11 protein-coding genes are annotated in these 12,352 nt (G+C 60.1%); 7 read left to right on the top strand and 4 right to left on the bottom strand.

Annotated elements, in window-relative coordinates; genetic code table 11:
* Nucleotides 1–549: 549 nt before the first annotated feature.
* A complete protein-coding gene (locus WBP07_RS21035; RefSeq protein WP_395396370.1) occupies nt 550–1,401 on the bottom strand; it encodes a fumarylacetoacetate hydrolase family protein in 852 nt (283 codons plus the stop codon).
* 214 nt (nt 1,402–1,615) lie between these two features.
* Here WBP07_RS21035 and WBP07_RS21030 point away from each other — a divergent pair, with 214 nt between their 5' ends.
* The 3 genes from WBP07_RS21030 to WBP07_RS21020 are packed head-to-tail and all read left to right on the top strand — an operon-like array spanning nt 1,616 to nt 4,885.
* Entirely contained in the window at nt 1,616–2,536 is a 921-nt protein-coding gene (locus WBP07_RS21030) for a VOC family protein (RefSeq protein ID WP_395396369.1), read from the top strand.
* Between the two features lie 2 nt (nt 2,537–2,538).
* Entirely contained in the window at nt 2,539–4,155 is a 1,617-nt protein-coding gene (locus WBP07_RS21025) for a bifunctional 3-(3-hydroxy-phenyl)propionate/3-hydroxycinnamic acid hydroxylase (RefSeq protein ID WP_395396368.1), read from the top strand.
* Nucleotides 4,156–4,198: 43 nt separating this feature from the next.
* Nucleotides 4,199–4,885, top strand: coding sequence for a TetR/AcrR family transcriptional regulator (locus WBP07_RS21020; RefSeq protein WP_395396367.1), 687 nt, complete (start codon nt 4,199–4,201; stop codon nt 4,883–4,885).
* A gap of 138 nt (nt 4,886–5,023) precedes the next feature.
* Here the strand turns inward: WBP07_RS21020 and WBP07_RS21015 are convergent, their stop codons facing one another.
* From WBP07_RS21015 to WBP07_RS21005, 3 genes are all read right to left on the bottom strand, one after another.
* Nucleotides 5,024–5,944, bottom strand: a complete 921-nt coding sequence (locus tag WBP07_RS21015) for a Gfo/Idh/MocA family protein (protein WP_395396366.1) — start codon at nt 5,942–5,944, stop codon at nt 5,024–5,026.
* Nucleotides 5,945–5,998: 54 nt separating this feature from the next.
* Nucleotides 5,999–6,730 carry a FadR/GntR family transcriptional regulator gene (locus WBP07_RS21010; protein ID WP_395396365.1) on the bottom strand — a complete coding sequence of 244 codons (732 nt, stop codon included), beginning with the start codon at nt 6,728–6,730 and terminating at the stop codon, nt 5,999–6,001.
* Nucleotides 6,731–6,936: 206 nt separating this feature from the next.
* A complete protein-coding gene (locus WBP07_RS21005; protein ID WP_395396491.1) occupies nt 6,937–7,950 on the bottom strand; it encodes a glycosyl hydrolase family 43 in 1,014 nt (337 codons plus the stop codon).
* Nucleotides 7,951–8,204: 254 nt separating this feature from the next.
* Between WBP07_RS21005 and WBP07_RS21000 the strand changes: the two genes are divergently transcribed.
* The 4 genes from WBP07_RS21000 to WBP07_RS20985 are packed head-to-tail and all read left to right on the top strand — an operon-like array spanning nt 8,205 to nt 12,320.
* Nucleotides 8,205–9,785, top strand: coding sequence for a sodium/sugar symporter (locus tag WBP07_RS21000; RefSeq protein WP_395396364.1), 1,581 nt, complete (start codon nt 8,205–8,207; stop codon nt 9,783–9,785).
* Nucleotides 9,782–10,651 (top strand): 2-dehydro-3-deoxygalactonokinase, encoded by an 870-nt coding sequence (locus tag WBP07_RS20995; RefSeq protein ID WP_395396363.1) that lies wholly within the window; start codon nt 9,782–9,784, stop codon nt 10,649–10,651. The genes WBP07_RS21000 and WBP07_RS20995 overlap by 4 nt, the downstream gene beginning before the upstream one ends.
* Nucleotides 10,648–11,280 carry a 2-dehydro-3-deoxy-6-phosphogalactonate aldolase gene (locus WBP07_RS20990; protein ID WP_395396362.1) on the top strand — a complete coding sequence of 211 codons (633 nt, stop codon included), beginning with the start codon at nt 10,648–10,650 and terminating at the stop codon, nt 11,278–11,280. The genes WBP07_RS20995 and WBP07_RS20990 overlap by 4 nt, the downstream gene beginning before the upstream one ends.
* Nucleotides 11,280–12,320 carry a family 43 glycosylhydrolase gene (locus WBP07_RS20985; RefSeq protein ID WP_395396361.1) on the top strand — a complete coding sequence of 347 codons (1,041 nt, stop codon included), beginning with the start codon at nt 11,280–11,282 and terminating at the stop codon, nt 12,318–12,320. The genes WBP07_RS20990 and WBP07_RS20985 overlap by 1 nt, the downstream gene beginning before the upstream one ends.
* The last annotated feature ends 32 nt before the right edge of the window (nt 12,321–12,352 follow it).

The following is a 12,352-nucleotide window of genomic DNA, read 5'->3' as shown; positions in this document are numbered from 1 at the left end:
AATACGAAACCGTGAACTGCGAGATATCTTCATCCGCACAATTCGCATCCCATGACCTCAATCCAGCCCTCTGCCGGGCTGGATTCGATACGCAGCCGTCAAGGGTATCATGACAATGGATGGCGGGAAGTGTTGGGCAAAGCTCTTATGCTCCTTCGCTGTGCCACAAATGAGCCGGAGCAGAGATCGTTACATGCCAGCGAAGGAAAGGGGACCATCCGGAGCAGCGGCGGCATCCTCCGCGATGGTCCCCGCGGCCACCTCCCACCTGCCGGGGCCGGGTCTCCGCTCCCCAAAGGGAGACTCGAAAATGGCAGGCAAGATTTCAGCAGCCGCCAGACAATACTAGGATGTCGGTTCGCCCGGTCAATTCCGTGCGAGCCATTCCAGTGAGATTGCTTGATTTTCAGGGTGCCGCCAGGGACGGATTTAAGTTTTCGGGTCGCGATGCGACCAAGAATCGCGGCGACTGTTCGAATTGCACCGGTAGACTATGGCGCTAGCCGATAGTTTACCATTGCGGAAAGACGAAACGCGCCGACGGCCCGATCAGAGTACGCGGTTCTCTATCATTCCAACACCTTCCACTTCACAACGCACGATATCGCCGCGCCTCAGAAAGACCGGCGGCACCATGCCGACGCCAACGCCTTCCGGCGTGCCCGTTGCAATCAGATCGCCGGGCTCGAGCGTAAAAGCGGTCGAAAGATACTCGATTTGCTTGTCGATCGGATAGATCATCAGCGCTGTGTTGGACGATTGACGTAGTTCTCCATTGACATAACAGGACAGTCCAAGTGCTTGTGGATTGGGGATTTCGTCGGCAGTGACAATCCAGGGGCCGATTGGACCCTGCGTGTCGAACGACTTGCCCATCGTGAAAGTGGGCGTATGAAACTGCCAATCGCGTGCTGACACATCGTTGGCAACGAAATAGCCGAATACGCAGTCCAGTGCGTTTTGTGCGCTAACTCCCTTCGCGCGCTTGCCGATGACCACTCCCAGTTCCACTTCATAGTCCAACTGCTCAGTGACGCCGGGATCGATATCTCCAAACGGATCGTTGATGCAGGTAGTCTGTTTGTTGAACCAAAGTTGATTCTTGGGCGAGCCCGCGCCGATCCGCTCCGATTCTTCAAGATGCTTCTGGTAGTTCATCCCGATCGCCAGATATTTGCCGGGCTTGGGAATGGGCGCTAGGAGCTTGACGCTCCCGAGATCGTGTTCGGCTTCGACGATGCGTTTGAGCGAACGTAGCGAACAAAGCGCATCTTCGCCTCCCGCGATGATATCTTCGACAGTCGCAAAACCGCTGCCTGCGACCTGGATATCCAGGACCTTCTCTTCCACGACAATACCGATGCGGGGGCCTTGGCCTGCATCAAATCGCGCAATCTTCATTGGCCTCTCCTAAAATGGCGTTGGCGCCAAACCTACCGTCAACAATTCATAATGTCCATATCTGTCATAACGACAAATGTGTTGACTATGAAAATCCAAGCGAGCACCAACGGAAGCACAACAGGGCGGGTAACCGCCGACTCAACCCGACGAGAGGGATGCCATGCAGGCTAAGCCGTGTACGCGTGAAGCACGCCGAACAGAGAGACTCGGTGTGCACTCGCTTGATCACATCGAATTGTCAGTGCCCGATCTTCTGCAGGCCGATGCCTTCTTCCAGGCATTCGGATTGGACACTCGGTGCCTCGATGGTGCCGTGGAAATTCGCACCTTCAACGACGCACATATGTGGCTGAAGATAAATTGCGGGCCGCAAAAACGTCTCGAGCAAATTGTCTTTGGAGCATATCCAGACGATCTCGAGCCCATCGCGGGCCGTCTGGAAACGATGAAGGTTCTCGTTGCGGAATTGCGGACGGGTGAGAAGCTTACCGGTTTGCGTTTTCGCGATCCGGTGGGAACAGCAATCGAGGTTCGCGCCGCTGGCAAGGTCATGCCCGATGCTAAGGCGCAAACCTGCTTCACCTCGTGTCCGGCGGGCGAGCGCGGTGCTGCCATGAAAGGGCAGACCCCTCGGGTGCGACCATCGCGAATGTCGCATGCCCTGTTCTTCACTCCCGACATCACGACAAGCGTTGCGTTCTATCAAGAGGCACTGGGTCTACGCATCTCGGATTTTCCGGGCCCCGTCGCTTTCATGCACGGCGCACATGGAAGTGATCACCATCTCATAGCTTTCGCCCAGTGTGCAATCGGCATTGGCTACCATCACAGCGCGTGGGACGTGGCGACGCTCGACGAAGTTGGTCTGGGCGCTGGTCAGATGGCAGCAGCAGGTTTCGACCGTGGCTGGGGCCTGGGGCGTCACGTACTCGGGTCGAACTACTTCCATTATGTCCGAGATCCGTGGGGATCTTATGCCGAATACAGCTTCGACATCGACTATATCCCGGCTGAGACTGAGTGGCGGCCCGGATATCCGTCTGCCGAAAACAGTTTTTATCTCTGGGGGCCACAGGTTCCTGAAGATTTCGTAACGAATTATGAGCGGCATTCGCTGCGGACAGGAGACTGAACGTGAGGCTCGAAACTGCTTCCTGCGACATTTCCATTGTAGGCTACGGGCCCGTTTCGGCCGTCCTCGCCATTATGCTTGGACAAAGAGGCTTCAAGGTCACCATCTATGAACGATGGACCGAACGATACAGCCTTCCCCGAGCAGTATGCCTCGATCACGAAATGTACCGAATGCTCAGTGCAATAGGGATGGGGGAGGAACTTCCCTCCGTTTCGCATCCCGCCACAGCCTATCGTTGGTTCAACGCTGAGTGGAATGAACTTCTTTCCATCGATTGGGGGGCTCCGTCGATTTCCGGCGGGCCGGAAGTCAACTTCATTCACCAGCCGACGCTCGAAGCGATGTTCGACAGGCACGTGAGAGCATTGCCGAACGTTCAAGTCAACCTCGGATGGGAGGCCGTGGAAGTAAGCCAGAGTGCCGATTGTGCAACACTGCGCGTCGTGAACCGCACAACGGGCGAACACCGGCAGATACAATCGCGCTATCTGATCGGTTGCGATGGTGCGAACAGTACGGTTCGTAAGGCTCTGGGTACCGTGCAGACCGATCGTGGCTTTGAGGCGGATTGGCTTGTGATCGACATCCTGCCGCATGAGGGCGTGGAACTTGATATTCCCTCCGCTGCGCAGTGGTGTAATCCAGCGCGTCCCACCACGATCGTCCCTGCCGGAATTAGCCAAGGCCGATATTACCGACGGTGGGAATTCATGCGCCTCCCGCATGAAACCGTTGGTGACATCGAGAATGAGGCTTTTGCCTGGCAACTGCTCGAGCAATGGGTCCGTCCGGAACAGGCGACCATGGTGCGGCACAAGGTATATACTTTCAGGTCGCTGCTCGCCGACAAATGGCGCGATGGCCGCTTGCTGATCGCCGGCGACGCAGCGCATGTAATGCCACCGTTCATGGGGCAGGGGATGTGTGCAGGCCTGCGCGATAACTGGAATCTAGCGTGGAAGCTCGCAATGGTGCTCGAGGGCCGCGCCCCCGAGCGCTTGCTGGATACCTACCAGTCAGAGCGGTTGCCGCATGTCTCGGACGTGATCGATCTGTCGATGTATCTTGGACAACTGATCTGTCAGCCGGACGAGGACAAGGCGACAGCAAGGGATCTGGCTTTCCTCACAGGGTCGGCTCCTCAGCCACCGCCGTTTCCGAGCCTTACGCAGGGCATAATTCTCAAGAATGCCGCCGGCGCTCGAGGCCCAGCCGCCGGTCTGCTAGGTCCGCATGTGGAATTGGAGCGGCAGGGCAAGCGAGGACGGCTCGATGCACTGCTCGAGGGCGGATTCAAGCTGTTTGTCCGCGAGCTTGCAATGTTGGATAATCGCTCCCCCGTCGCAACGGCCACGATCAAGCGCCTGCAACTGGCAACCTATGCTTTGTCGGGGGAGCAGGACAATCCATGTGCGGTTGCCGACCTCGATGGGCGCATCGTAGAGTTCATGGACGAGCACGGACTTGCCGCGATGATCGTAAGGCCGGATTTCTATATCTTCGGTGGCGCGAGGGAGGACAGAGACATTGACAATCTCATCAACGCCCTCGGATTTGCCGTACCCGCCGCTCGCGACGAAGGAACGAGTGATCCGCGCAACGTCCCGGCGGAGTGAACTTGGCCTTGATGCAGCATGCAAGCTTCGTCATGAGGCTTGCATGGTTATCCCATCATCCTCTTTGACAACGGCCGAAAATCACCGGGTGCGGGTTGCGCGCGAGAAGCGCGAACGTATGCGCGAGCATCTCCTGCGATCGGTTTTGGCGGTATGCTCGGACGATCGCGCTTCCGGCAGCAAGGTGATTGACGATGTCATACGCTTTGCGGAAGTCTCTCGCGGAACCTTTTACAAGCACTTTGGCTCGCTGGAAGAAGCGATATCCGAACTCGGAGCCTGCCTTGCAGATGAAATGGCCCGGGACATCGTCCGGGTTTATGACGTGCTGGTAGATCCGCGAGAACGTCTGGCAACGGGTGTGCAGTTATTTCTTCGGCGAGCCATGATCGATCCGCACTGGGGCGGATTTGTGGCCTATGTAGAACTGCCTGATCCAAACAACCAGATGATCCGTCACATGGTTGCAGATTTGAAGCTGGGCATCGCCGAAGGTTTATATGACCTCGAAGACTGGGCCGAGGGCATGGACGTTCTTCTGGGTACCAAGATCGAAGCCATACGCCGTATCGTGAGAAGCGGCCTCGGCAAAGATTATGTTGTCCGGATAAGTGCGCTCATTTTACGGGGACTGGGACAACCCTCCGAAAACGCCTTCGCAATATCGCAGGCCATGGCCGTGCGGCTTGAACTGGAAGCTCCCCAATACCTGAGCTGGTGGAAAGCGTAATCCGCGAAATATCGTCCCTTGTGGCGAACCGCGCGAATTGTTCGGCCGATTTACGGTGGGTCGTGGGACCAGCCAGCGTCGATCGCGCGCCCCGCCCGAACATCGCGATCCAACCGACGACTTCGGAACTCTTCCTCGCTAGAAGGCAAAGGCTTCGATCTCCCGCCTGTCGGCAATCATGAAGGCATCCGAAACTAACCGTAACGGACGAACGTCTATCTCACTTTCGCCTGCCGAGATGAGTTCCGCGAACCTCGCGTAGAGCCGCGGGTATTCCTGATCGGCTTCTGTTTGCGGCGGACGGCCTGGAATGTGGAGCACACTTCCACCCATTGTGAGGACTAGGGTACCTGCATTGGTATCCACCTCTATCGACCAGATTTGAGGTCCGGTTTGCAGGAAATCGAAATCGGCCTCAACGCGCGCGGTTCCGCAGCGCATCTGCATCTGCGCGCGGATCGGAGAGCCTCGTCCTGCCGGAACATCCATCGTCGCCGTTTCAAGCAGAAGCTCTCCGGGCAAAATGGCGGTTGCAATGGATAAGGCGTTAATTCCGGGATCGAAGACACCGAAACCGCCAGCATCAAGTATCCATTCCTGCCCCGGATGCCAAAGGCGGATGTCTTCGCGCCATTCGATCCGTACCGCCTCGACGACCTTGTCGGCAAGCCATGCCCTTGCAGGTGCAACGCCGGAAGCTTCTCTTGAGTGCCAGGTTGCAAAAAGTGTCACTTCGGCGTTTCGTGCCGCTTGTTCCAGTGCGGCAATGTGAGAAAGCGTCACAGCGGGGGGCTTTTCCAACATGACATGGAGACCGGCTTCTATTGCCGCAAGTGCCTGCTCGTAGCGACCATCCGGCGGCGTACAGAGCGAGACCGCGTCAAGGGAGCAAGCTGCAACCATTTCACCCACTTCGCGATAGCCCGCGATGCCATCGAGCTGTGCATGACGGCTGGCGGTTGCGCGCAGAATGAACCGGTCTTCACCGGCAATGGCAGGCAAATGCTGGTCTCGCGCGATCTTCCCGATCCCCGCGAGGCCCAATTTGAGTGGCTCCACGTCAATTCCTTGTAATGGTAGTCTCGAGTAGGAATTCCCCGTCCGTGAGGGACCCTACGATTCCGTTGGACGGTCTTCGATCAGGTCGAGCACGTCGCCGATGATTCGCCGCATCGCAATTCGTGCCGTTTCGGGGTTTTGGGAAGCAATGGCATCAAGCACCTTTGCGTGCTCGGCGACATCCGCCGTGCGGCCCTTGATACGATTAGTGAATCTTATTGATGTTCGCAGAGCCGTGCTCACGACATCGCGGAGTTGAATATAGAAGGGGTTTTTGGAAGCCCGAAGCACCGCTACGTGGAATGCTATGTCCGCATCAAGAGGTTCGTCGAGACCTCGCTCCGCCGCCTGCATTCGTTGAAGTCCTTCGTCTATCCGCCGAATATCCTCACTATCAGCCACTCGTGCTGCCAATGCGGCGGCTTCCGGTTCCACCGCAACTCGCAACTCATTGAATTGGCGCAGCAAATCCACCGACAACTTGCGCTCGAGCATCCAGCGCAGCACATCGGTATCGAACAGATTCCAGGACGAGGTGGGTTGCACCGTAGTCCCCTGACGTGGCCGGGCACTGAGCAGTCCCTTCGCCGTAAGCATCTTGACGGCTTCGCGCGTTACTGAACGGCTTACGCCGTGCTGTTTCGCCAATTCGGCTTCCGTCGGGAAATCGGCGTGGTCGAACTGACCAGTGACGATCGAGCGGCCGATGCTGTCCAGCAAGCCGTAAGTCAGGTTGCGGCCAAGTTGCGATACCGGCTCGTCGATGATGAGATGGGAAGGTCCCAAAACGCTGTCCTTAACCTTATGCTGCCCCTCCAGCCTGCGGAAGGGCGATTGTGATGCCGCACAGCCCAGACAAACGGTTTTTCCAGTAACATGTCAATTCGTATGATAAGTCCTATACGGGGACAAGGCTTCGCCGATAGGGCGCCAGCGGGAAGGCGCGGGCTTCCTACCGGACAAAGCCCGCGCATTTTTCCCTGAATTTTTTGTCATTTACCTTCAGAGAACGCCTTTATCAGCACATCGTACTGAAGCTTGCTGATTTCAATCATCGAACCATGGCGAAGGCCGGCCGGCATTTCGAAGCGGTTCCATTCGGGCACTCCCGAATTGCCCGAGACCTGGAACCAGGGACCGGACAGGCGCGGCGCCTTGGACAGACCGTAGCTTGTGCCGGCATATTGCTCGTAATACATCAGCCAGTCCTCACCGTTCGGCGCGCGAATTACCGTGGGCGCTTCGCGGAAATTGGGGCTGATCGGCGGCCCCGGCGGCGGGTATGGACCCAGGAGATCCTTTGCACAGGCAATGCGCACGGTCTTGCCGGTCGTCCAGTTGTAGCTGGGATAGCGTTCGTCCTTGATAACCGCGCAATAGGCGCTGCCGTCCGCCTCGGGCTGGATAAAGGTGTCGATCGTGGCCATGTCCCAATCGAACAGGCGACGCGGCGCCTTCTCGAAGCGCTTGAGGTCGGGCGAGAGAACATACAGTGTGCGCTGGCTGGCCCAGTATCGCTCCGGATCCTCCGGAACACCCGGAACCGTCGCGGTGTGCCAGGTCAACATAAACTGGTTCGACCGCTTGTCGAAGAAGAGCTTCGGCGCGCCTATCCGCTGCAGCGCGTGTGGCAAGCCGGGAATGTTCTGCAGTTCGGGGCGATAGGTGCCGTAAGGCTTCCAGGTCACGAGATCGTCGGAGACCCAGAAGCGGATGAACGGATCGTCGTCACTCTTGTTGCCGACGAGGTAATAGCGACCGTCGCCACCGCGTGCGATTGAAGCATGGCCGTGGTAATCACCTGACACGGGCTTGCCGCCGTTGATCTGCTGCCAGTGCAACCCGTCCCGGCTAACCGAATAATAGAGCACTCCGTAGTGCTCCTTGGTCATGTGAGCGAAAAGATACGCCTTGTCTGGATCGACGTAGGGTGTTTCCGGCGCGCCGGGCACAACCTCAGCGCGCGGCGCCTGCTTGGCGGCCCCGTCCTGCGCGGCTGCAGGCATCTCAGTCAGCAAAAACATAAAGGCGGCTGATGCCGCTACGAACGTTGCCGTAGCGGCGAAGCGCGATTTGCCCCGAACCAATTTCCGTCTCCCTTGGTACCTTGTTGCCGTAACCAGATCGATTTCAAAGGTCATTGTCAAGATTGATATTATAAATAGGTGTTTTATGAAGGAAGGCCAATGGCCGAGGCCGGATCGAGTGCGATTCGGATCGATGCCGCCCGGCGACCTTCAGCCGGGACCGGGGAGACGAGATGGGACTGGCGACGATCGACATTGCCGTGGTCGTGATCTACGCGATCGGAATATTCGGCCTTGCTCAATGGGTAAGCCGCGAAAAAGGGGGGGGCGGCCCGAAAAATTCGACCGACTACTTCCTGGCCTCCAAGAATCTGCCATGGTGGGCGATCGGGGCTTCCCTGATCGCTGCGAACATTTCCGCAGAGCAGATCGTAGGCATGTCCGGATCTGGCTATGCGATCGGCCTTGCCATCGCCTCTTACGAGTGGATGGCGGCGGCCACGCTGCTGATCGTCGGCAAGTTCTTCCTGCCGATCTTCCTGCGCAACGGAATCTACACGATGCCGCAGTTCTTGGAACGGCGCTACGGTCCCGGCATCCGCACACTGATGGCGGTGTTCTGGCTGGTGCTCTACGTCTTCGTAAACCTGACCAGCATCATCTGGCTGGGCTCCGTCGCGGTTACCAAGGTGGCCGGCGTGGACCAGAACGCGGCATTGATCGCGCTGGGGGTCTTCGCGCTTCTCTACCAGTTACGCGGCGGCTTGAAGGCGGTAGCACTGACCGACATCGTGCAGGTCACGCTGCTGGTCATGGGGGGACTCGTGATTGCGGTGCTGACGCTGGGCAAGATTGGCGAAGGCCATGGCATCCTCGCCGGCTTCTCTCGTCTGATGGCGCGTGCACCCGATCATTTCGAAATGATCCTGGACAAGAGCAATCCGCACTACATGGACCTGCCGGGCCTGTCGGTGCTGATCGGCGGCATGTGGATCGCCAATTTGTCCTACTGGGGCTTTAACCAGTACATCATACAGCGCGCGCTCGCGGCAAAATCGATAGACGAGGCGCAGCGCGGCATGCTGTTCGCGGCGTTCCTGAAGCTCATCATGCCGATCATAATCGTGTTGCCGGGCATCGCCGCCGTGGTGCTGGCGCCCGACCTTGGCAAGCCGGACGAAGCCTATCCCACGATGATGCGGATGCTGCCGCCGGGTCTGCTCGGCCTCGTGTTCGCCGCGCTGGTGGCGGCGATCGTCGCTTCTACCGCATCCAAGATCAATTCGATCGCAACGATCTTCACGCTCGACGTGTGGAGCAAGTTCCGCACGACCGGACAGGGCGGCGATGCGCAGGAGCGCATACTGGTGCTGGTGGGCCGCGTAGCCGCCGCCGTGGCGATTGTGCTGGCCATCCTGACCGCGCGCCCCCTGGTAGGATCGAGCGCGCAGGCATTCCAATTCATCCAGGAGTTCACCGGTTTCTTCACTCCGGGCATCACCGTGATCTTTGTGCTCGGTCTCTTCTGGCGCCGTGCGAACGAACCGGGAGCGATCGCGGCTGCAATTGTTTCGGTGGTGCTGTCTTGGGCCTTTAAGGTGTGGATGCCGGGCATTCCCTTCATGGACCGCATGGGTCTGGTCTTCTTGGCGGCGCTGGCACTGGCCGTTGTCGTCTCGCTCGCCACGCCCGCGCGGCGTGATCGGGACACGATCTCCACCGGAGACGTGCGCTATGCCACCTCAGCCGGGTTCAATGCCGGTGCCATTGCGGTCGTGCTGGTGCTTTGCGTGCTCTACGCGGTGTTCTGGTGAGCGGCGCGTCCTTCATCGCGGTTGACTGGGGAACCACCAACCGACGTGCCTACCGGATCGAGAATGGCCGGGTCGTCGCCACCGAACGGGATGACCTGGGCATCCTCTCCGTGCAGCCGGGCCGATTTGCCGAACTCGCGGCGGCCTTGCGGACGCGCTACGATGGATTGCCGATGCTGCTGGCAGGCATGGTCGGGTCCAACCGAGGGTGGAAGGACGCGGGCTATGTTCCCGCGCCGGCCTCAATCGCCGATCTGGCCGCCCGGCTGGTCTCGCCGGCGGACGGCGTTGCCATCGTGCCTGGCGTATGCCGCGAGGGTGAACGCCGGCCGGACGTAATGCGCGGCGAGGAAGTGCAACTGCTCGGCGCGGTCGCCGCCGGTCTGGCGCCTGCCGACGCGCTGCTGTGCCAACCTGGTACCCATGCCAAGTGGGCAACGATGCGCCGCGGTGCGCTGGTCGACTTCGCCACGGCCATGACCGGTGAGATGTTCGCTCTGCTCAAGGCCCATGCCCTGATCGGCAGCGAGATGGCGGGCGAGGTTGACGCTGACGACGACTTTCGCGCGGGCGTGGAGGCCAGCGCCGACCGCGATCTGCTGGCTGCTCTGTTCGGCGTGCGTGCCGCTTCGGTGCTCGGCAAGCGCCCCGCCGGCGCGGCGGCGGCCTATGTCAGCGGATTGCTGATCGGGTCCGACTGCCGCGCCCGGTTCGCGCCTGGGCAGACGGTTCACTTGCTGGCCGACGGCCTGCTCGCCCGCCTCTATTCCACCGCCATCGCCCTAGCCCAAGGAGAGGCCGTCATCGTCGACAGCCATGCCTCCTTCGTCGCCGGCATCACCCGTATCTGGGATACCAAGCCATGATCGATCTAGCCACTGCTCTCGCGCAACTCCCGCTCGTCGCCATCCTGCGCGGCATACGCCCCGAAGAGGTGGAAGCCGCTGCCGACGCACTCGTCGAAGCGGGTTTTCGCCTGATCGAAGTTCCGCTCAATTCCCCCGATCCTCTGGCGAGCATCGAGAAACTGGCGCGCCGCGTCGGCGATGCGGCGATCGTCGGCGCCGGCACGGTGCTGACCACCGCGCAAGTGGCGCAAGTGCAGGATGCGGGCGGCGCGATGATCGTCTCGCCCAATACCGACATCGCCGTCATTGCCGAAAGCGCGCGCCGCAACATGATCTCGCTGCCCGGCTATTTCACGCCGACCGAGGCTTTCGCCGCCCTCGCTGCCGGGGCTAGCGGGCTGAAGTTGTTCCCGGCCGAGGCGGCCACCCCGGCCGTGGTCAAGGCGCAGCGCGCGGTGCTGCCCAGGGACGTGCCGCTGCTGGCGGTCGGCGGCATCGCGCCGGACAACATGGTGCCGTGGCGCCAGGCGGGTGCGGACGGCTTCGGCCTGGGTTCCGCGCTCTACCGTGCCGGCTCAACGGCCGAGGAAATTGCCGCGAACGCCCGCGCATTTGCGAAGGCATGGGCAGAGATGGAGGTGCGCTGATGATTCCCAAGATGATTTCCCCAACGTTTGCCCCGGTAGCGGTGGCGCTGGCACTAGCCGGCTGCGCGACGGTCGGCACGACAACGGCTGCAAACGCGCCGGCCACCTTGACCAACCCGTTGCTGGGGAGCGGGCCCGATCCGTGGATCGTTCATTACGGCTCTACCTTCTATTTCCTCGGCACCAAGGGCGATCGTATCGCGATCCGCCAAACCGACGATCTGGGCAAACTGGCCCAGGCACCCGAGCATGTGATCTGGACGCCGCCGGCGACCGGTCTCAATGCGATCTCCATCTGGGCGCCCGAGATGCATCGTATCGATGGCAAGTGGTACGTCTACTATACCGCCGCTCAGGCAGGGCATGACGACGATGCCCATCGCGGCGTATTCGTGCTGGAAAATGCCAACGCCGACCCGCTGAAGGGTGAATGGACCGATCGTGGTCGCATCAACACGCGCCTGACCGGGCTGGACGGCACCGTGTTCGAGCATGGCGGCAAGCGCTACTTCGTTTATTCGGCCTATGACGGTCCGGACAGCGTGCTGGCCATCGCGCCGATGACGAACCCCTGGACGCTGGGCCCCGGTGAAACCGTGATAGCCCGGCCCGACCTCGCGTTCGAGCGACAGGGCGGACGCCAGATTCTGGAAGGGCCGGAATTTCTGGCCGGTCCCGACGGCGACCTGTTCCTGTCCTACTCGGCCAGCGCCTGCTGGTCGGACGATTATGCGCTGGGCCTGCTCCACGCGAAGCCGGGAAGTGATCCGCTCTTGCCCGAAAGCTGGACCAAGTCGCCGCGCCCCGTGTTGGCCAAGGCGCCGCAGAACAACGTCTATGCCACTGGGCACAATGGCTTCTTCACTACCGAGGACGGCAAGAAAACCTGGATCGTCTATCACGCGAACGACGGTGCGGACCGCAAGTGCACGGCAGCGCGCTCACCCCGGGTGCAACGCATGGAATGGAGCAAGGACGGCATGCCGGTGTTCCCGGTGCCCTCGCGCGCCGGCGATCCGGTGGAAGCACCCCGCCCCTGATACTCGTGGCCGGATTACCCCAATCGTGGGCG

Origin of the sequence: Novosphingobium oxfordense (genome assembly GCF_044029435.1) — a bacterium.
GTDB lineage: Bacteria > Pseudomonadota > Alphaproteobacteria > Sphingomonadales > Sphingomonadaceae > Novosphingobium.
Note: the sequence above shows the minus strand (reverse complement) of the source record. Positions and strands in the feature narration are given on the sequence as shown.